The organism is Aeribacillus sp. FSL k6-2211 (genome assembly GCF_037966125.1).
GTDB lineage: Bacteria > Bacillota > Bacilli > Bacillales > Aeribacillaceae > Aeribacillus > Aeribacillus composti.
Genome location: NZ_CP150190.1, coordinates 2,994,394 through 3,015,664, shown reverse-complemented (window position 1 = coordinate 3,015,664; position 21,271 = coordinate 2,994,394). Strand labels below are relative to the sequence as shown.

Sequence of the window (21,271 nt, the reverse complement as noted above, 5' to 3'; positions counted from 1 at the left end):
AAGATAATGAAATTTCACAGCCGGATGATTTTGTGAATCGCCCTTTCCTTATTTTTATTTGTCCCTTCTAGGCGCTTGCCGCTGTGAAGGGCTTTTTTATTGTAATTCATTGCCACATTTGTTATAAAGGTGTAAAAGGGAAACAATAGCAATTAAACAAACACTAAAAACAAGTTTCGAAAGCACGTACATATTTTTGAAGTCGAAAAGGTATGAAAGCGGAATTTTATAGAATGGGAAATTCACAATATAACGGAAAGGGTCGAGAGTGGATGGGATTATTGGACAGTAATAAAATCATGGAAATAAGAAGTCATGTTGAAAAACGAGTAGTGAAGCTGCCTGATGGTACGACTGTTCCATGCATAGGTCAAGGAACATGGTACATGGGAGATAAGCCACAGGAGAAAGCTAAAGAAATAAAAGCCTTACAACTTGGAATAGAATTGGGCATGAAAGTAATTGACACTGCTGAGATGTACGGAAATGGCGCTTCTGAACGCTTAGTCGGCGAAGCAATCAAAGGGCGCAGAGATGATGTGTTTTTAGTCTCTAAAGTGTATCCGCATAATGCAGGACTAGACAAGATTTCCGTTGCATGTGAAAACAGCTTAAAACGGCTGGGGACGGACTATTTAGATTTATATCTTTTACATTGGCGAGGCCGCATTCCTTTAGAAGAAACAATCGAAGGTATGGAAAATCTGCGAAAAGAAGGAAAAATATTAAGATGGGGAGTCTCCAATTTTGACACAGACGATATGGAAGAGCTATGGAACACGCTCAACGGATCAAACTGTGCGACAAACCAAGTGTTATACCATATAGGTTCGAGAGGAATTGATTTTGATCTGCTGCCTTGGCACCGGGAACATCATATACCGATTATGGCGTACAGCCCCCTTGCCCAAGGAGGTACATTAAGAAAGCAGTTGTTGACGGATCCAACTGTTAATGAAATTGCCAAAAAATACAATGTAAAACCATTACAAATTGCACTTGCTTGGACGATACGCACGAATGATGTCATTGCTATTCCAAAAGCTGGGCAAGAGCAGCATGTGCTGGAGAATGCTGAAGCTGCTGCGATTGAATTAACCCAAGAAGACTTGAACCGACTTGATGAGGCATTTCCAAAACCTCGTAAAAAAGTGCCTTTGGATATCATTTAACATGTTGCTGAAGCAATATTCGGTAATACGCTGGAGTTGTCCAGAAAGTCAAGCTCCCATCGAAAACAAAAAATCATAAACACCGATATATCAAAGTTTCTAAAACATTAAAGGGGTCAATAACCCGAAAAAACGACTTATTAGACAGCCCCTTCATTAAAAGGAAATAGAAACGAAGGTCGTCATGAAAACTTTTTTTCAAGGATTGACGTTTCCCGAGTCTGGCAGGCAAGGAGCAAGAAAAAAGGGCAGCTAAAGGACATGATGATGAACGGATTCAAGAAACGAATCATCAGCAGCTTAAACTATTGCACCTGCTGGCAGCTGTGGCAGGATTCCGGCAGTCTTTTCTTGAACAACGTAACTTTTTGATCTATAGGCGTCTAATGAGTGGCTTATTTTTAGTTCTTCTTTGAAAAATAGAGCCGATGTCTCTTTTTATGGCATAATGAACAGCGGCGAAAATCAGCTTTTTCTCGTTTCTCTCTAGCGTAATGCTAGTGAGAAACGAGTTTTTTATTGTGTGCATGTTCTAAGCGTCATTGATAGGAATAAGGAAGAGTTTGATCTCACTAGTAAAGTCCTGCGGTAATATGTCAAGGTGAAAAATCATAGAAATTGGAAATTCCCTTGTCCGATGATCCGAAAAAAGGCAATACTGAAGAAACCCAGTATTAGTACATGTAATAAACTGGGTCTAAAGGTTGATATTGGTATACCAGATCGATCCTCTTATCGATCTTCCCCCTTTCTTGGCGTGTAGATTTGACCGTTGCGTAGCAGCGCATCGATCACACGCACGAGTTTTCTAGCGGTGAGGACGAGGGCTCGTTTATGTTGGTGTTTGGGCACTTCCTCATACTTCTTCCGGTAGTACGCACGAAACGTCGCATCATGCCGTTGTACCGAGTTGGCAGCCTCCACTAGGTAGTAACGGAGATAGCGATTGCCGGAACGAATGAGGGAGGTGTCCTCGGCTTGAAAACGGCCCGATTGGTGCTTGGACCATGTCAAGCCGGCATATTTTGCCAAGGCGGCCTGATTGTGAAACCGCTCGATTTGCCCGATTTCGGCCAGGATGCCTGCGGTATAAACCGGTCCGATGCCTGGGATGGTTTGCAGTGTGTTCGGAATGCCTTCAAGATGGCGGGTAATGGCTTTATCGAGCTCTTTGAGCTGCGATTGCAGGCTGCGGATTGATTGAATCGACAGCCCTAACAGCAAGTCGATGGAATCCTCGACACACTTGGACAACCGATACGACGAACGGGCCGCCTTTTGAATCGACTTGGCGATGCATTCCGGATCGGCAAAGCGATTGCGCCCTTTTTGGCGCAGGAAGTCGGCCAACTGCTTGACATCCATTTGGCAGATGTCATCGAGGCTCCACGACTCAAGCAGCAGTTCGAGAATGGCATGTCCGAAGATCGAACTGTCCACCTCTTGGGTAAAGGAACTGCATTTGTAAAACAAGTGCTGGAGAAAATACTGTTTCTCACGGGTTAACTGGTGGACGAGATGATATCGCATGCGTGTCAGTCGCTGAAGCGCGAGAAACTGCTCCTTGAGGACAGCCGTCATCTTCAGACGGCCGAAGCGAAGCCGATCCGCAATGATCCAAGCATCGATGTCATCCGTTTTCTCCAAGTCGACATAGGCTTCTTTAAACTTGCGAATGAGCTTTGGATTGATCGTAAACACCTTGACGTTCCAAGCCTGCAAGGCCTCCTGCTGGTGGAAAAACATAGCTGGATGCCAACTGTAGACCGAGGTGGCTTCCATCCCGATCAGAATTTCGGTTGGCTTTCGCTTGTTAGCCCACAGGAGGATTTGATCCCGAAGGAAGGTGGCGCCCAGAAGATGATTATCCACTTTGAAGCGTGCGCACGTATTTCCTTCATGATCCATAATGCAGGTGGCTAAGTCGCGTGAGCTCACGTCGATCCCGACGTAGAGTTTCATGAGATCACCTCCTATTGTTGTAGGATCGAGGGGTTGGACTCTTCGGGATGCCCCCGGATCGCGCCTGTTGACCAGTCACCCTCGCATATGAGAACTCACGTTGGACCATGGGCTGCCCTGGAAGCTGCTCCTTCCAGCATGGGGAAAACCAACGGGAACAGCCTGCGGGTTAGACGTCCAAACAGGAGCCGGGGAGACAGACTTTACAAGTAGTCGAAGCTACAGGAGTGAGAAGAGTATCCCCGATGATCCTAAGACCATTATCCAGGAACATTGCGAAAAGTCCAACCCCGGTACGCTGAACCCTTTGTGGGAGGGGCGCGCCCCTCCCACAAAGGTAACCACCCAAGATATGCGATTGTCAAGGAGCGTATCGGACTGGAAATTCGATAAAAAAACTTTCTGAAACTTAGTATACGAGGATTGAGAGAAATGAAATTTTATTTTCGGCGCAAGGAGTAGGAAACGATTGATGGAGAAATCATCCGCTTTGTGAAGCGAGTGACGAAGGAATACGATAGGTTAGTCGTGCTTGATGATGTCAGTTTTTAAGATTGAACGCGGGAAGTTTTACACGCTGCTTGGGATCGGCGGATGTGGGAAGACGACGATGATAGAAGATGACGTTGTTGAATTCACAAAAAAAGCGGCTTACGTGCGTGGACAAAGGCTTTCGTCTGAATGAGCCCGTTTATGTGATGATCTTTTCTTTTTCATTTCAATTTACTTATGTTAATATTGCATTGCAAAGTGTTAGAAAATATAATTCAAAGGGGTATACAACCGATGCTTTACTTGGATAATAGTGCAACTACAAAGCCTTACCCTGATGTACTTGATACGTACCGGCAAGTGGCGGAAAAGTTTTTCGGGAACCCATCATCTCTTCATCATTTGGGTGTTCAAGCGGAAAGACTTTTAACAAAAGCAAGAGAACAAGTAGCCGATTTGCTAGGTGTAAGCGGACAGGAAATCATATTTACGTCTGGAGCAACGGAAGGAAATAATTTGGCGATTAAAGGCGCGGCTTTTGCACAAAGACATAAAGGAAAGCATTTGATTACGACTGTAATTGAACACCCTTCTGTCAGCGAAGCATTTGAACAGCTTGAAAAAGAATTCGGGTTTGAAGTGACGTGGATTCCTGTAAATGAAAATGGCATTGTGTCTCCAGCTGACATACAAAAGGCTGTACGTAACGATACAATCTTAGTGTCCGTTATGCATGTCAACAATGAAATCGGAGCGATTCAGCCAATTGAAGAGATTGGCGAAATACTTAAAAACTATCCGAACATCGTTTATCATGTCGATCACGTGCAAGGAGTCGGGAAGGTTCCTTTAAATATAAAAAAAGCGGGAATTGATTTATGTACAATATCTGGCCATAAATTTCATGCCCTAAACGGTACAGGAGTGTTGTACATTAGAAAAAATACACCAATTCTCACTCTTTTATCAGGGGGTGGCCAGGAAGCAAGCATTAGATCAGGCACCGAAAATTTAGCGGGCAGCGTGTCCCTAGCGAAAGGTTTAAGGCTGGCATTCAACGACTATGAAGAGAAGATCGATCGTCTGATTAATACGAAAAACTATCTTATAAATGAGCTTGAAAAAATAGATGGCATTATTATCAACACACCAAAGGAATCTTCCGCCCCTCATATTATCAACTTTTCTGTACCTGGTATAAAAGCGGAAGTTTTAGTTCATATGCTTGAAGAGGAGAATATTTATGTCTCCACTACTTCAGCTTGTTCTTCAAGGAAAAAGGGAGAAAGCAAAGTATTGAAGGCGATGGGCAAAAAAAGCAGCATCACCGAAAGCGCCATCCGCATAAGCCTTTCAATTGGGCAGACGATCGATGATGTCAAGCCGTTGATTGACGTCCTGCCATCATCTATACAAAAATTAAAAAATATAATGGGGTTATAAACATGCAATATGATCATATTTTAGTCAGATATGGTGAAATGTCTTTAAAGGGAAAAAATCGCAAACATTTTATTAACCATTTAAAGAACAATATAAAACTTGCATTGTCTTCCTTTTCGTCTTTAGAGTATACAGCGAACAGAGATCGTCTTTTCATCAAATTAAATGGAGAAGACGGGGAAAAGGTAGCGGAAAAATTACAAACAGTTTTTGGCATACAGTCCTTCAGTTTGGCAATCAGAACGAAAAGCGACATCGAAGCCATAAAGGACACGGCTTTACAGGCAGTCAAGCAATTGTATAAAAACGGAGACACTTTTAAAGTGTCGGCCAAAAGAGCAGATAAATCGTTTCCGTTAACTTCAGACCAACTCAATTATGAAATTGGCCGGCATATACTTATTCATACTGACGGTTTGAAAGTAGATGTTCATCATCCGGACATAAACGTGCGCGTAGAGGTCCGTCCGCATGCCACATATATAATGTGCAAAGATTTTAAAGGGGCGGGAGGGCTTCCGGTTGGTTCAAGCGGAAAGGCGATGCTGATGCTTTCTGGAGGAATTGACAGCCCTGTCGCTGGGTATTTGTCAATGAAAAGAGGCTTGGAGATTGAAGCGATCCATTTCTTCAGCCCTCCATATACGAATGAAAGAGCGAAGCAAAAGGTTATGGATCTCGTAGAAAAATTAACCGAATTTGGCGGCAAAATCGTGCTTCACATCGTTCCGTTTACAGAAATTCAAGTGACCATTCAGCAAAAAATATTAGAAAATTATACAATGACATCGACTAGAAGAATGATGTTAAAAATTGCCGATGAAATTCGGAAAAACCGAGGCGCCTTAGCCATTGTAACAGGCGAAAGTCTAGGGCAGGTAGCAAGCCAAACGCTTGAGAGCATGTATGCTATTAATGAAGTGACGACAACTCCTATACTGAGACCTTTAATTTCAATGGATAAAAATGAAATCATTGAAATTGCCGAAAAAATTGATACGTTTGAGATTTCAAACAGACCTTATGAAGACTGCTGTACTATTTTTACACCAGCTTCACCGAAAACGAAGCCGAAAAGGGAGAAAATATTAAAGCTTGAAAGCTATGTAGATTTTCAACCTCTCATTCAGAAGGCGATTGAGGAAACAGTAACAATTGAATTTCCAAGAAAACATGATATACAAGAAAAAATAGAAGAGGATTTTGAAAATTTACTATAATATTCCTCAAGTTCAAAACAATTACCATTTCGTTTTATGCATGAAGCCATGTGTTTTTTCACATTCTATATCCACAAGGAGGTGAATGACACATGGCTCAAAACAGATCTAGCAACTCTAACCAAATTTTAGTTCCTGGTGCTGAACAAGCACTTGAGCAATTAAAAACTGAAATCGCATCAGAATTTGGTGTAAACTTAGGTCCTGATACTACATCTCGCGCGAACGGCTCCGTTGGAGGAGAAATTACAAAGCGGCTTGTATCTTTTGCTCAGCAGCAACTATCTGGCGGTGGCGGAACATTTCAATAAATGAATATTTTGGCTTTTGAGCGAAAAGGTGATCCTTTTCGCTCATTTTCATTTTATAAAAAGGTTCTTTTCACTTTATCCCAGAAAGAATTATCTTTTAATTTAACAGTTTTAATTTTTTTCTTTCCTAATTCAATATCCAGCTGGTTGACATGACGAATGCTTAGAGCTTCGTTGTCCATTCCGATAATCGGATAATCGTTGCCGTCCTGCACTATTTTTAATGTAAGCTTTCGATTTCCGCTTAAAATAAAAGAGGATCCTAACGTCCGATATAGATTATTGTTCAAAGATGCAAGCTCACTTACTTGAAAACAGTCTATAAGCGGATCGACGACAGCTCCCTTCACAGATTTATTGTAGGCTGTGCTCCCTGTTGGAGTGGCAATAATCATTCCGTCCCCCCGAAACGTTTCAAAATGCATATCATCAATAAATACATCCAGAACAAATGTTTTAATAATTGCTGATCTGACACTGCATTCATTTAAGCAGGAAATCTTTACTTCATGGTCGACGGTGACATCGATGGTTGGATATCTTCTTACCTCGACCTTTTCCAGCTGAAAAGCTTCAACTAATTTGTCTTTTTGATCTATATGGAAATCACAATAAAAACTGATATGCCCTTCAGTTGCGATGCCTATGTACAGACAGTCGTCGCGAAATTGCGTTTTTCTAACCGCTTGCAAAAATGTTCCGTCCCCTCCGATTGCTACGATAATGTTCGCATGTCTCCAATCTTCAACAGGACGAAAATCATACTGCTTCGCCAAGTCAATCAACGAAGCTATTTTCTGTTCAAGGTGATCGCTATGTTTGTAAAAGAAGTAGATATTTCGGCGTGGATCCATCAAAAAAACCTCCTCTTTTTGGAAGATTCTCCACAATTATATAAATAAATGTTAAAATACACTATGATATATAGTTTAACATTTTTATAATGGAACATGTCAAAAAAGGTGAAATTGAATCAAGGAGGTAAACATCTTGAGTGGAAAAAGGTGGGCTGCGTTAGGAATTGCCGCAGCATTATTTGTTTTTTCGATGATCATTAGCTTTACTTCTATGGCTGTTTCAAATGCAGAAAAATTGTCTGAGAATTTTTTTGAATCGCAGTTTTCCGAGGAAGTCCTTGAAGAAGGAATGCCGGATGAAAAAATTGCGGTGCTGGAAGTAAATGGAGTGATTCAAGATACGGGAGAAGATGTTACATCGATTTTTGCCAGTGAAGGCTACAATCATAAAGAATTTTTGAAATTGATTGAAAAGGCCGGCGAGGATAAAAGCGTAAAAGGAATAATTTTGCGAGTCAACTCTCCTGGCGGGGGAGTAGTGGAAAGTGCAGAAATTCATAAAAAACTAATGGAAGTTAAAGAAAAGGCGAAAAAGCCGATTTATGTTTCGATGGGAACCATGGCAGCTTCAGGAGGATATTATATTTCAACTCCTGCCGATAAAATTATTGCAGCACCGGATACGATGACAGGCTCGCTAGGGGTCATTATGCAAGGAATAAACTACAGTGAATTGGCAAAAAACTTTGGGGTGAAAGTAGAAACGATCAAAAGCGGTCCATATAAAGACATTTTTTCTTCAACAAGAGATATGACAAAAGAAGAAAGAGAAATTCTTCAAAAAATGGTGAATAACGCTTATGAAGGCTTTGTAGACGTAATCTCGCAAGGAAGAAAGATGGATGAAGGGGAAGTGCGGAAAATTGCCGATGGACGAATTTATGACGGCCGGCAGGCGAAGCAGCTCCATTTAGTTGACGAGCTAGGCTATTTTGATGATGCGGTGGAAATGATGAAAAAAGACTTAGACTTATCAGATCCATATGTATTCAAATATAAATCGAGCTTTGGATTTGAATCGTTCCTTTCCATGATGGCTGGGAAGGTGATCTCTAAAGATCTGGAAATGCAGGGACTATACAAATTGTTTTCACAACCGAATTCTCCCCGCCTGATGTATTTATATTCGGAGTAGGAGGTGCCAACATGGATGGAACATTTGAAGAAATAAATCAAATTGAACAAAAGCGTGAGGTTCAAACAGACATCTCTTATCACTTTGCGGGATTTTGGATGCGGTTTTGGGCATACTTGCTTGACCTCATTGTTGTTTCAAGCGTCATCCGAATTGTTGTCAATCCGCTTTTTTTACTGATCGGATTGGAAAAAAGCGATTTTATTTTTTCACCTTATCGAATTTTAAGCGCCTTGTTTTTCTTTTCCTACTTTATTCTTATGACGAAGTTTTTAGGACAAACGCTCGGGAAAATGGTTTTTGGCCTGCGTGTTATATCTTTAAAAAATGATAAGCTTACATGGACCGATGTTTTCTTCAGGGAATGGATCGGACGGTACATCTCCAAGGTTACGTGGATTGGATATTTGATCGTTGCTTTTACAAAAAAGAAACAAGGACTGCACGATTTATTCAGCGATACAACAGTTATTCATGATGAACGGTTTTCAAGATGACCTGCCGAAAAGGCAGGTTTATTTTTTTATAGAGAGGTGATAATGGTTCACTGAAAGGATGTGAAATTATGCCATTTTGGCTTGCAATAGTCTTTTTCCTATTTTTGATATTTGTGCTTCTTGTTGCAATGACAAAATTAACGATTGTACTTTCATATAAACATGATAAATATGACGATCGGTTAAGAGTGACATTTCTATTGTTTTTTGGCCTTATTCGCTACACAATCAAAATCCCTTTTATAAAACTGGATCAAGAAGGTCCAAATATTGTTTATAAACAAGAAAAAGAAACGAAACATTCAACTCAAAAATCGTCCGAAAAAGTGACTCCTGAAGAGCTGTTTGAGAAGCTGCAAAATTTTAAAGAAATATTGGAAAATGTTATCCATTTTTCCTTTATTATTCGGAAATTTTTGAAGAAGGTTCGGATTGTGAAATGGGAGTGGCGTACTGAAATCGGAACGGGAGAAGCTGCCTCAACAGGAATGTCGGCGGGTACACTATGGGGGATGAAAAGCTCTATTATTTATTTCGCTTCCCGATACTTTACATTAATAGGTTATCCAGTTGTTTCAATCTTTCCTAATTTCAACCGAATGGTTTTGAAAACGACATTTGTATGTATGATGCAATTCCGACTTGGGAATGCTATCATAGCAGGATTGCGTCTCGTAAAATGGTCGAGATCAAAAACAGCATTATGGCGAAACTTACCGTTTGCCAAGAAAAACAAGAAGAATGAACATAGTTTAGAGGAGGCAAAAGTATGAGCGATCATCCGATTCAAGGGTTAATGAAAACGGCAATGGAAAACTTGCAGCAAATGATCGATGTCAATACCATAATTGGCGATCCAGTTGAAACTCCTGATGGGAGTGTTATACTAACCGTTTCAAAAGTGGGATTCGGATTTGCGGCAGGTGGCAGTGAATTTTACGGACCGACAGGTGAAAAACATTCAAGCAGTCCTTATGGAAGCAGCACTACAGGTGAAAAAGGAAAACTTCCTTTCGGCGGAGGAAGCGGAGGCGGTGTATCGATTACGCCAATCGCATTTCTTATTGTTGGAACAAATGGAATCAAAATTCTTCATTTAGATGAAAATACCCATCTTTATGAAAAAATTTTAGATGCAACCCCTCAAACGGTAGAAAAAATTCAAGAACTGTTTCGAAAGAAAAAACATATACAAGACGATAACAATGAAAAAGAAAAAATTGATTTTGACATTTAAAGCTGCTTTGGCAGCTTTTTGAAATTTTCAAACACTTTTTCTTTGAAAAGTCTTCAAAAACAAGCTATAGTTAAACTATACATAGATTTGGAGGGGATAAAATGGCAAACGTAACATTTAAAGGAAATCCGGTAACTCTTTTAGGAAATGAAGTGAAGGTTGGAGATAAAGCGCCTGATTTCAAAGTGCTTGCGAATGATTTGTCGGAAGTTACTTTAGCTGATACAAAAGGGCAGGTCCGAATCATTTCTGTTGTTCCTTCGATCGATACTGGCGTATGTGATGCACAAACACGCCGCTTTAATGAAGAAGCTTCCAAGCTGGATAATGTTAAAATTTTAACAATCAGCATGGATCTTCCTTTTGCGCAAAAACGTTGGTGCGGTGCGAACGGAATTGAAAATGTACAATTGTTATCTGACCATCGCGACGCTTCTTTCGGACAGGCGTACGGAGTATTAATCAAAGAATTGCGTCTGCTTGCTCGCGCTGTTTTTGTTGTTGATTCAAACGATAATGTAACATATGTAGAATATGTCAGCGAGGCGACAAATCATCCAAACTATGAAGCGGCGATTGAAGCTGCAAAAGCAGCAAATTAAGGACCTGATGCAAGGTCCTTTTTTTCTTGCTTATAAAACAATGAAACGCTAAAATGAAAGGATGTGACGAGCTTAAAGGAGGAAGCCTTTATGCAAGGATTTTCAAATGTTGAAAAACTGTTTTCACTCATTAATGAGACGGCAGAAATCATTAAAAACGAAATGAATTGTACATACATTGAAGCGATAGCGAACACAGGAGAAAACCTATTTCACGGAACTACAGTTCAAGATTCCATTAGCGAAATTACAAGTAAAAAACTGAACAATATATACCGGACGTTTCATTTGGATCACTACTCAAATGAAGAAATTCGGAGAGCTTTTCAGCTCGCTGTTTTAAAAGGATTAAAGGAGGATAATCAGCAAATCCACCAAATGACTCCTGACAGTGTTTGCATATTGCTCGGCTATCTTGTGCAAAAATTTTTTCAAGATGAAAAAAATTTAATGATTTTAGACCCTGCTGTAGGTTCGGGTAATTTACTCTCGGCTGTCTTAAACCAACTTGAAGCAAAGCAAGTTGAAAGCATTGGAATCGATATAAATGATTTGTTAGTTAAAATCGCTTATGTGAATGCAAATTTGCAGAAGCATTCTATTGACTTTTATAATCAGGACAGCCTAAAAAACCTTTTTATCGACCCTGTGGATGCGGTGGTGTGCGACCTGCCAGTCGGCTATTATCCCGATCATGACGTCGCAAAGCATTTTGAATTGAAGGCTGATGAAGGCCATTCTTACGCCCATCATCTTTTTATTGAGCAGAGCATCCGCTATACAAAAGAAGGCGGTTATTTGTTTTTCCTTATACCAAACCATCTTTTTGAGACGCCTGAAGCTCCAAAATTGAATCGATATCTAAAAGAAAATACAGTGATCCAAGGCCTGTTGCAGCTCCCGCGCTCCATGTTTAAATCGGAAAATAGTCGAAAAAGCATCTTTATTTTGCAAAAAAAGGGAGAAGGAATTGTACCGCCAAAACGGGTTATGCTTGTTGATCTACCGAAATTTTCGAATAAAAAAGCTCTTGCTTCGATTATGGATCAAATTGATGAGTGGCTCCGGACAAATAAATGAAAAGATGAAGACACTAAAAGGTGACAGCCATGTCGCCTTTTTTTTAGGATTCGGTTTATTTCTTCTATTTTTCATAAAAACTAAACTAGAGAAAAGAAATCTTCGGTTTTAGCGAATAGTGGCTTCCCGTTTCATTTAGGAAGTGGATGGAAGCGCTTTTTATTTTTAGAAATTTTTGTATACAGATAAACATTTATTTTTCACTTGAAATGTTGCTTTATCAATGTTTAAATGTATAGAGCGATCATCTCTCTTTTTAAAATTAGACAAGTCTGGTGTTTCACATATTTTGCTAATTTCTATGTCACATGCAGGAATTTTTAAAAAAGTTTCATCAACAAAAAGAAGGAGAGAATGAAAATACATGCCTAAGATTTTAGCTGTAAATGCTGGAAGCTCTTCATTAAAGTTTAAATTGTTTGAAATGCCGAATGAAGAAGTTTTAACAAAAGGGGTAGTTGAAAGGATTGGTTTGGACCAATCATTTTTTAAGATATATGTTAACGGAGAAGAAAAGAAAGAAAGTTGTCAAATTACCGATTTTTCAATAGCGGTACAGCTTGTGCTAAATAAATTAACAGAATATGGAATTATCCGGACGTTAAATGATATTGACGGAATCGGTCATAGGGTTGTACATGGAGGAGAGATCTTCAGTGACTCAGCGCTTATTACGGAAGAAACTTTAAAGAAAATTGAAGAACTCTCTCATTTGGCGCCTTTGCATAATCCAGTCAATGTGCTTGGCATTCGCGCCTTCCAAAAGGTGCTTCCGGACGTTCCAGCGGTAGCGGTGTTCGATACTGCCTTTCACCAATCGATGCCGGAACAATCTTACTTATACAGTTTGCCATATGATTATTATGAAAAATACGGAATTCGCAAATACGGCTTCCATGGAACGTCTCATAAATATGTAACGGAACGGGCAGCTCAATTGCTTGAAAGACCTTTAAAGCATTTGCGGCTTATTTCCTGCCATCTAGGAAATGGTGCCAGCATTGCAGCAGTTGAAGGCGGAAAATCAATCGATACATCGATGGGATTTACGCCTCTTGAAGGTGTTGCGATGGGAACTCGTTCCGGAAGTATTGATCCAGCGCTTATCCCATATATCATGGAAAAAACAGGTAAAACCGCTGATGAAGTTATTAATGTATTAAATAAAAAGAGCGGACTTTTAGGAATATCCGGTTTCTCAAGCGATTTGCGCGATATCGAAGATGCTGCAGCGAAGGGGAATGCTCGCGCCGAATTGGCATTGGCGGTTTTTGCTGACCGCATTCATAAATATATCGGATCTTATGCGGCGCGGATGTGCGGTGTGGATGCGATTATCTTTACCGCCGGCATTGGTGAAAACAGTGACGTTGTCCGCGAACGAGTGCTGCGGGGATTGGAATTTATGGGCGTTTATTGGGATCCTGCCTTAAACAAAGTACGTGGAAAAGAAGCGTTTATTAACTATCCACACTCACCAGTAAAAGTTCTAGTTATACCGACAAATGAAGAAGTGATGATTGCAAGAGATGTAATGAGAATAGCGAATTTATAAGGTTTTGCCGAGGGATAACAGCAAAACCTGAACTCGTAACCAACGCAACCTTTTTTCATATTCCGAAATGGATATGAAAGGAGGTTGTTTTTTTTACCAATAAAAAGTGGAAATAATCTATTTATATGATGAACGATGCATGGGAACTAAAATGATTCATTCCCTCCAACATTTCTTAAGTGATGATTGGGGGGATGAGAATGATAATAGCGTTGAATATTGCTCCGGTTTAAAAAACCGGAGTTTTTTGCATGATTTTCACCTTCTAGACAAATTCTAATAGCAAATAAACGATGAGGATGGAACAAAATGGCTAAAAAAAATGTGATATTGTTGATTATCGATACTCTCATGCTCCCTTTTTTGAAAAAAGCAGTAGACAATAAAATGGCGCCGGCTTTCGCCTTTTTCATGAAGCATGGTACTGCTTCAGAAATTATCAGTCCTTTTCCGACGATGTCCGTCAATGTGGAAAGCAGTCTGCTTACCGGGCATTACTCAGATGTGCATCACGTTCCAGGATTAGTCTGGTTTCATGATGAAGAAAAGCGTCTTATTAATTATGGAACAAATGCATCTGAGCTTTTACAGCTGGGGCTCGCAACTTCATTAAAGGATCCGCTGTACAATATAAATCATGAGCATTTAAACAAAAAGGCCGCAACCATTTTTGAAGAACTGAGCAAAAAGGGGAAAAATTCCGCGTCTATTAATGGACTTCTCTATCGAGGAAGTCAGGAAAAAGTAATGCAGCTTCCGTTTTTATTATCTTTGCTGCCTACTTTTCATAGAAGCCTTACTGTTAAGGGACCGGATTTGTTAACTTACGGCTCCTTCATTAAACAAAACCCATTTGCAAAGTATGGACACTTCTGGCAAAGATTTGGCTTTAATAATCGATTTTCTGCTCAGGAGCTTATTTATCTTATTAAAAATCATTCTTTGCCTCCTTTTACAATGGTCTATTTTCCTGATATGGATCAAATTATACATAAAAAAGGAGTTGAGGATCTGTCAGGAATCGTAAAAACAGATCGTGAATTGCAAAAAGTGTTAGACAGTTTTCATTCATGGGAGGAAGCGCTGAAGAACAATGTTTGGATCATTATGGGCGATAACGGCCAAGCGGTTGTCCGCCCGAGAAATCAAAATCCTCTGATCCATTTAGAAAAGCTACTCAGCCCATATCGTATTACCAAGCTGTCAAAAGGTGTACGGAAGGATGATGATCTCGTACTTGCGGTCAATCAACGCATGGCGTTCGTATATTTATTACAGCCGAACCATTCGCTTGAAGAAATTGCAAACATTTTGAAAACAGATGCACGCATCGATGTCATCGCTTGGCGGGAAGAGGAAAAAATAAAAGTTGTTTCAGGGCGGCGGGAAGGAATGCTGATGTTTAAAAAAGGAGGTCAATGGGAAGATCCGTATGGAAGTATGTGGACTTTAAACGGAGACATTGAAGTGTTGGATATTTTCACGGAAGGAAGCCGAATTAAGTACGGGGAATATCCGGATGCGCTGGCAAGATTACATGCAGCCGCTTTGTCACATAAAGGACAATTTCTTATGATTAGCGCTTATCCTGGCTTTGAATTCAAGTACGGGTCATCTCCAGTGCATGTGGGCGGTGCGAGTCATGGCGGTTTACACCAGCATGACTCTTTAGCAGCAATCATCGTTTCAGGGACAGAGCGATTGCCGAAGTATAATCGGATGATAGATGTAAAGGATTGGATTTTATCAATGCTCGACTCTTAAGAGTTATATCAATTCCGTGATATAATATCATTGAATATTTGCGAGCATTTGTTTAAAAAGAAAGGCGGTGCATTTTTGGGGGCCATTTTGGAAGAAAGCTGGGAAAATCAAATGAAATGCTGGGAGGAAGAGTTGGAAAAATGTGCATGTAAATGCACGCTTCCATTTGACAAATGGCTGGAAACAAGATTGAATGACCTTCCTGAGCATATTCAAAAAGAAATGTTTGAGAAGGTCGATTACGTTTTGTTTCATATGCATTCGATTTTGCAAAGCTCGATCTTCTATTCAGAAACACGGAAGCGGATCCTCTCATTTGCACGTGTTATTTCCGATCAAGTTCAAACGATCACTGATTTAAAAAAGCTCCCTTTAGAAGAATGCTATCAATTGGCTGAGAAGGAAATGGCGAAGCAGCGGCTGTATTCCTTTATTCAAGGAGGAATCGCATCTTCCGGTGGTGTTTTTTCGCTAAGTGCAGATATTGTGCTGCAAATAATTTTTCATATGCGGGCTGTGCAAACATTATCTCTTGCGTATGGTTATGAAGTTTCGTCACCTTATGAAATGATGCTGTCTCTAAAGGTTTTTCACAGCTCTTTAATGCCGAAACATTTAAAATTTGAAGCGTGGAATCAACTAAAAGAGGAATTACAAAATGGAGATGATGCTTATTTTTATGAGCAGAACGAACCATTTGTCAACCATCAAACTGTAAACCAAATCTTAAAATGCATTGCCGTGCAAACATTCAAATATAAAACAATTCGGGGAAAACCGATTTTAAGCTTAATGATCGGAGGCGGCATTCGCTATCGTTCTATGAAAGTGGCCATTGAGTTTGCACATAAATTTTATCAATATAGACATCATTATGAAGGCATGAGCTTGAGATGAAAATATAATTTCTCAAGCTTTTGTTATATGCGGATCAATCCGGTACCAAAGCCATAAATCATTGATGATGGAAGCAATCTCACTGATTTCTTCATTTAGTCTGCACGAAAGCTCAAAATCCTCTTCGTCATTCAACTGCTCTTGCTTTTTATTTATTATCGCTTCTAAATGTTTAATGCGGTCAGGGATTTGTCCACGTATACATTCCCAATCCGATAAAATTTGCTGTTGAACCTCATTTGGATATTCCTCCCAATGCTTGCTGAATGCAGGAAGAGGAATCCCCAATCTTTCGTTATATTCAAACATTTCCATTCCTCCATTTTTTATTATGCAAATTATATCATAAACAAATAATGCTTTTTTAAAAAAACTATTGAAAAAAGTCAGCAAAACTGTTACATTTTTAATTAATGATTGCATTTTTATGAATAAAAAAGTATTTTTATTCATTTTGTATACATCGGAGAGGAGAATGAACATGTCAAAACCAAAAGTAGTATTGGCCTATTCTGGAGGTTTAGATACATCTGTCGCCATCAAGTGGCTGCAAGAAAAAGGATACGACGTCGTTGCCTGCTGTCTGGACGTTGGGGAAGGGAAGGATTTAGAGTTTATTAAAGAAAAAGCACTAAAAGTCGGTGCTGTACAATCTTATATTATAGATGCGAAAAAAGAGTTTGCGGAAGAATATGCGTTGATCGCCCTTCAGGCACACACCCTTTATGAAGGTAAATATCCTCTTGTTTCCGCTCTTTCAAGACCGCTCATTGCCAAAAAATTAGTGGAAATAGCGGAAAAGACCGGCGCTGTCGCAGTTGCTCACGGTTGTACCGGAAAAGGAAACGACCAAGTGCGCTTTGAAGTTTCCATAAAAGCGTTAAATCCTGAGCTAGAGGTTTTGGCACCTGTTCGGGAATGGAAATGGTCGCGTGAAGAGGAAATTGAATATGCGAAACAGCATGACATTCCAATTCCGATTGATCTGGACAGCCCATATTCCATCGATCAAAACTTATGGGGAAGAAGCAATGAATGCGGAGTTTTAGAAGATCCATGGGCTGCACCGCCTGAGGATGCCTATGAACTGACTTCTTCCATTGAAAATGCACCGGATGAAGCGGACATCATCGAAATTGAATTTGAACAAGGCGTACCGGTAGCAGTGAACGGTCAAAGAATGCAGTTAGATGAACTAATTTTGAAGCTGAATGCGCTCGCTGGAAAACATGGCGTCGGCAGAATCGATCATGTGGAAAACAGACTTGTCGGCATTAAATCGCGCGAAGTGTACGAATGCCCTGCGGCTATGACATTGATCAAAGCGCATAAAGAATTGGAAGATTTAACACAGGTTAAAGAAGTAGCGCATTTTAAACCGCTGATCGAACAAAAGCTTGCCGAGCTTATTTACAACGGTCTTTGGTTCTCTCCGCTGAAAAGCGCATTGGAAGCATTTTTGAAAGAAACTCAAAAATATGTAACAGGGACAGTGCGCGTAAAATTGTATAAAGGGCACGCAATTGTTGAAGGAAGAAAATCTCCGTACTCGCTTTATGATGAAAAGCTGGCCACCTACACGCAAGAAGATTCATTTGATCATGAAGCAGCAGTCGGCTTTATTAAACTGTTCGGCCTTCCAACAGCGGTGAACAGCATCGTGAAAAACAAGAAGGTGACAATATGAAAAAACTTTGGGGCGGCCGTTTTCAAAAGACGCCCGAAGCATGGGTCGACGAATTCAATGCGTCGATCACGTTTGACAAACAGCTCGTAGAGGAAGACATTCAAGGGAGCCTCGTCCATGTTAAAATGCTTGCCAAGTGCGGCATTTTAACAAAAGAGGAAGGAGAAGCGATTGAAAAAGGGCTGCACCGTCTTTTGGAAAAAGCAAAAAATGGGGAGCTTGAATACTCCGTTCAATATGAAGATATTCATTTAAACATTGAAAAAATGTTAATAGATGAAATCGGACCGATCGGCGGAAAGCTGCATACATCAAGAAGCCGCAACGACCAAGTGGCGACCGATATGCATCTATACTTAAAAAAACATGTTGAAGCCATTGTGGAACTGATCAGAGAATTGCAAAAAGCGCTTGTAAACAAAGCTGAACAGCATATTGAGACGATTTTGCCGGGATATACACATTTGCAGCGGGCGCAGCCGGTTTCATTCGCCCATCATTTATTGGCTTATTTTTGGATGCTTGAGCGTGACAAATCTAGATTTACAGAATCTTTGAAACGGATTAATATCAGTCCGCTTGGCGCTGCCGCATTAGCTGGGACAACCTTTCCGATTGACCGGAAATATACGGCTGAGCTTTTAGGCTTCGATGAAGTTTATTTAAACAGCCTGGATGCTGTGAGCGACAGGGATTTTATTGTTGAATTTATGAGCAACAGCTCGCTGTTGATGATTCATCTCTCAAGATTTTGCGAAGAATTAATTTTATGGTGCTCGCAGGAATTCCAGTTCGTTGAAATGGATGACGCTTATTCGACCGGCAGCAGCATCATGCCACAAAAGAAAAATCCGGATATGGCGGAATTAATTCGAGGGAAGAGCGGCCGCGTCGTCGGCAATCTCGTCGGTTTGCTTACGGTTTTAAAAGGTCTCCCTCTTGCCTATAACAAAGACCTGCAGGAAGATAAAGAGGGCATGTTCGATACTGTAAAAACAGTAGAGGGCTGTTTGCAAATTATGACGGGAATGATCGAAACGCTGAAAGTAAATAAAGAGCAGATGGAAAAATCGGTGAAGCAGGATTTTTCAAACGCTACTGAACTCGCTGACTATTTGGCGAAAAAAGGCCTTCCTTTCCGCGAAGCTCATGAAGTAGTCGGAAAACTTGTATATAAATGCATTCAAAAAGGAATCTATTTACTTGACTTGCCATTAGAAGAGTATAAGGAAGCATCCTCTCTGTTTGAAAATGATGTATATGAAGTTCTGAACCCATACGAAGCGGTCAACAAACGAAACAGCTTAGGTGGAACCGGATTTAAGGAAGTAAAGGAGCAAATCAATAAAGCAAAGGCGATTATATAAATCCAACTCCATTTGTTTTAATTGAATAAAGACCTTCAATGAAAAATCAGTCTTCTGCGCATAAGCTGAAACAGGCGGGTACTCATTGTGCCCGCTTTTTTGTATGGAAAGGCCGCCTTGCACTTGCATTCCAACCTCTTGCTGATAAAAATCGTGGAAGCTATTCCGTTTTTGCATTTTAAAAAATTATTGTAAAATGATTGTAGTAAATAAAGGGAGGAATTGATGCCCGAGTTCGACAGTCACTAGGCAAACAAAATGCCTCTCATCCCTTGATACCAAAGGGACGAGAGGCATTTGGGCATACGTTGGGCGTGTATCTAGGTGCGAGGATGAATGCCTAGAATCTTCGGAGGAGGCTCCAGCCCTAGAGCCGCAAAGAATTGAGCCTGTTTGGCCGTCAGTTCGGTTCGTTGATAAAGGTCACCGTTTTTTGAAGAAAAATGTCCAAGCATGAGACGTTCGCATTCGTCCCTTACGTTCGGCCACGATTCATAGGTTCGAATCTCCACGATCCGAACTAACAAGAGAGCAAGCCAACTGAGCAGCACATGCGCCCGAATGCGGTCTTCCAAGCGATGATACATAGGCCGCAATTCCAATGTAGACTTCAATGTTCGGAAGGCCTGCTCAATATCCACCAGCTGCTTATACCCGATGGCGACATCTTCGGCAGACAAGGTGTCATCGGATGTCCGGATGAGATATTTGCCGTCGTACTTTTCCGCGTCACGAACCGCTTGCTTGTCGATGCGAAGGGTTCCGTCCTTCAACTGGCGCAAGTATTTTCCGTAGGACGAATGGGAACGCAACCGGCAGGTCGCCTTATGATGGGCTTCGTTTGGGAGTTGGCGAAGCCCTTCTAACTCCTCTTTCAGCGATTCAAGCAGCTTTTCTCGCTCCTTGCGTTGGCGTTCGGCTTCGCTGGGATTGTACACGAGAACATAGCGCTGACGCGCTTCTCCGTCGCCGACGATGATTTCTTTGATGTGCAAATTCTCGTCCACTTCATGATAACGTCCGCGACGACTTAAGGCCTCTTCGACGGCGGCTTTGCCGGATCGCATTTTTTCGCCGACAATGTAGTGTCCGCCGGCCTGTTGCAAGATTCGCAAATTCTCTTCAGAGGAAAAGCCGCGGTCCATGACGCTGATCACACGTCCAAGCTTCCAGCCAATCAAGTCTTGTTTCACCTGTTTGATGACCGTCATGTCCATCGTATTGCCAGGCCATACCCAAGCGCGAATCGGGATTCCTTCCCGGGTGACAGCCAGCCCAATGACGATTTGAACCAAGTCTGGGCGTTTGTCTTTCGAGAATCCTTGTTTTCGAAGCGATTCTCCTTCCGGTGTTTCAGAGGGATCCACTTCGAAGTACGACGAAGTCGTATCGAAGTAAATCAAGTCGACTTCCAAATTCAATAAATCGGCCACAGCATGGAACACTTGACGTTCCAATTCCGGCTGCACGGCCAACAGTTCATCCATCGCCCGGTACAACTGGTGGCTGGCGGCTTGAGAAAGGTGAGGGATATACACGTCTTTCTCCACCCACTCCTCCATCGCCAACTTGCTTGACGGATGAAGGGCGCGATTCGCCACCATGGCAAAAATCAGCCGTTCCAGCGAAATCTGGTGATGTCGGGAGGTAAACAAGGAGTGGAGAATCTCTCCCAACCCCAGTTGTCTCCAGAGCTGATCCAAGAGCCAGACGCCGCCGAGGTGTTTGCATGACTGGAATTGAAAGTCATCGGAAGCTTCTCCTGTCAACGTTTCGACTTCCCAAGCCTGCTCAGGAGAAAGGAATCGCGAAATGCTTTTGGCCAGACGTTCCAAGACGGCGCGATCCACTTCATCTTCGCGCCCGAATGAATAAATCACCTTCGCTTTCGCATATTTGGCCTTTGGATCCCATTCATTGTGAGCAAGCTGGAGATAAGCAACGGTTGTTCCATCCTTGTTTTTGCGTGTGACTCGTCGTATGTACATGCCTA

19 protein-coding genes and 1 pseudogene are annotated in these 21,271 nt (G+C 41.2%); 16 read left to right on the top strand and 4 right to left on the bottom strand.

What is annotated here, in order from left to right:
• Positions 1–272: 272 nt before the first annotated feature.
• Positions 273–1,172: an aldo/keto reductase gene (locus NSU19_RS14565; protein WP_066247863.1), complete on the top strand. Its 900-nt coding sequence runs from the start codon at positions 273–275 to the stop codon at positions 1,170–1,172.
• A gap of 732 nt (positions 1,173–1,904) precedes the next feature.
• Here the strand turns inward: NSU19_RS14565 and NSU19_RS14560 are convergent.
• Positions 1,905–3,134, bottom strand: coding sequence for an IS110 family transposase (locus tag NSU19_RS14560; RefSeq protein ID WP_027725928.1), 1,230 nt, complete (start codon positions 3,132–3,134; stop codon positions 1,905–1,907).
• A gap of 468 nt (positions 3,135–3,602) precedes the next feature.
• Here NSU19_RS14560 and NSU19_RS14555 point away from each other — a divergent pair.
• The 4 genes and pseudogenes from NSU19_RS14555 to NSU19_RS14540 all read left to right on the top strand — a co-directional run.
• Positions 3,603–3,750, top strand: a pseudogene (locus NSU19_RS14555) (ATP-binding cassette domain-containing protein); the annotation flags it as partial.
• Positions 3,751–3,920: 170 nt separating this feature from the next.
• Positions 3,921–5,069 carry a cysteine desulfurase family protein gene (locus tag NSU19_RS14550; RefSeq protein ID WP_117017221.1) on the top strand — a complete coding sequence of 383 codons (1,149 nt, stop codon included), beginning with the start codon at positions 3,921–3,923 and terminating at the stop codon, positions 5,067–5,069.
• A gap of 2 nt (positions 5,070–5,071) precedes the next feature.
• Positions 5,072–6,289, top strand: a complete 1,218-nt coding sequence (thiI, locus tag NSU19_RS14545) for a tRNA uracil 4-sulfurtransferase ThiI (RefSeq protein WP_066247844.1) — start codon at positions 5,072–5,074, stop codon at positions 6,287–6,289.
• Positions 6,290–6,381: 92 nt separating this feature from the next.
• The gene (locus NSU19_RS14540; protein WP_063387370.1) at positions 6,382–6,600 is read left to right on the top strand and encodes an alpha/beta-type small acid-soluble spore protein; all 219 of its coding nucleotides are present in this window, start codon (positions 6,382–6,384) and stop codon (positions 6,598–6,600) included.
• 53 nt (positions 6,601–6,653) lie between these two features.
• Here NSU19_RS14540 and NSU19_RS14535 read toward each other — a convergent pair whose 3' ends face one another.
• The gene (locus NSU19_RS14535; RefSeq protein WP_339197046.1) at positions 6,654–7,454 is read right to left on the bottom strand and encodes an NAD kinase; all 801 of its coding nucleotides are present in this window, start codon (positions 7,452–7,454) and stop codon (positions 6,654–6,656) included.
• A 136-nt stretch (positions 7,455–7,590) separates the two neighbouring features.
• On the opposite strand from NSU19_RS14535, the gene sppA reads away from it, so the two are divergent.
• The 9 genes from sppA to NSU19_RS14490 all read left to right on the top strand — a co-directional run bounded on the left by sppA (position 7,591) and on the right by NSU19_RS14490 (position 16,224).
• On the top strand, positions 7,591–8,592 hold the full coding sequence (gene sppA / locus NSU19_RS14530; RefSeq protein WP_063387372.1) for a signal peptide peptidase SppA: 1,002 nt from the start codon (positions 7,591–7,593) through the stop codon (positions 8,590–8,592).
• An 11-nt stretch (positions 8,593–8,603) separates the two neighbouring features.
• The gene (locus NSU19_RS14525; protein WP_066247840.1) at positions 8,604–9,089 is read left to right on the top strand and encodes an RDD family protein; all 486 of its coding nucleotides are present in this window, start codon (positions 8,604–8,606) and stop codon (positions 9,087–9,089) included.
• 68 nt (positions 9,090–9,157) lie between these two features.
• Complete coding sequence (locus NSU19_RS14520; protein WP_063387374.1) at positions 9,158–9,862, top strand: DUF2953 domain-containing protein; 705 nt, start codon at positions 9,158–9,160, stop codon at positions 9,860–9,862.
• Positions 9,859–10,326 carry a GerW family sporulation protein gene (gene ytfJ / locus NSU19_RS14515; RefSeq protein WP_066247839.1) on the top strand — a complete coding sequence of 156 codons (468 nt, stop codon included), beginning with the start codon at positions 9,859–9,861 and terminating at the stop codon, positions 10,324–10,326. The genes NSU19_RS14520 and ytfJ overlap by 4 nt, the downstream gene beginning before the upstream one ends.
• 101 nt (positions 10,327–10,427) lie before the next feature.
• A complete protein-coding gene (tpx, locus tag NSU19_RS14510; protein ID WP_063387376.1) occupies positions 10,428–10,928 on the top strand; it encodes a thiol peroxidase in 501 nt (166 codons plus the stop codon).
• Between the two features lie 90 nt (positions 10,929–11,018).
• Entirely contained in the window at positions 11,019–12,008 is a 990-nt protein-coding gene (locus NSU19_RS14505) for a class I SAM-dependent methyltransferase (protein WP_339197043.1), read from the top strand.
• A gap of 364 nt (positions 12,009–12,372) precedes the next feature.
• Positions 12,373–13,563 carry an acetate kinase gene (locus tag NSU19_RS14500; RefSeq protein WP_094246339.1) on the top strand — a complete coding sequence of 397 codons (1,191 nt, stop codon included), beginning with the start codon at positions 12,373–12,375 and terminating at the stop codon, positions 13,561–13,563.
• A gap of 309 nt (positions 13,564–13,872) precedes the next feature.
• On the top strand, positions 13,873–15,327 hold the full coding sequence (locus NSU19_RS14495) for an alkaline phosphatase family protein (protein WP_339197041.1): 1,455 nt from the start codon (positions 13,873–13,875) through the stop codon (positions 15,325–15,327).
• Between the two features lie 75 nt (positions 15,328–15,402).
• Positions 15,403–16,224, top strand: coding sequence for an EcsC family protein (locus NSU19_RS14490; RefSeq protein ID WP_117017226.1), 822 nt, complete (start codon positions 15,403–15,405; stop codon positions 16,222–16,224).
• Between the two features lie 12 nt (positions 16,225–16,236).
• Here the strand turns inward: NSU19_RS14490 and NSU19_RS14485 are convergent, their stop codons facing one another.
• Complete coding sequence (locus tag NSU19_RS14485) at positions 16,237–16,539, bottom strand: hypothetical protein (RefSeq protein ID WP_117017227.1); 303 nt, start codon at positions 16,537–16,539, stop codon at positions 16,237–16,239.
• Positions 16,540–16,705: 166 nt separating this feature from the next.
• Here NSU19_RS14485 and NSU19_RS14480 point away from each other — a divergent pair, with 166 nt between their 5' ends.
• A complete protein-coding gene (locus NSU19_RS14480) occupies positions 16,706–17,911 on the top strand; it encodes an argininosuccinate synthase (protein ID WP_063387384.1) in 1,206 nt (401 codons plus the stop codon).
• Positions 17,908–19,278: an argininosuccinate lyase gene (argH, locus tag NSU19_RS14475; protein ID WP_339197038.1), complete on the top strand. Its 1,371-nt coding sequence runs from the start codon at positions 17,908–17,910 to the stop codon at positions 19,276–19,278. Before NSU19_RS14480 ends, argH begins: the two co-directional genes overlap by 4 nt.
• A gap of 320 nt (positions 19,279–19,598) precedes the next feature.
• Here argH and NSU19_RS14470 read toward each other — a convergent pair whose 3' ends face one another.
• Complete coding sequence (locus NSU19_RS14470) at positions 19,599–21,266, bottom strand: IS1634 family transposase (protein WP_044899596.1); 1,668 nt, start codon at positions 21,264–21,266, stop codon at positions 19,599–19,601.
• Positions 21,267–21,271: the final 5 nt, after the last annotated feature.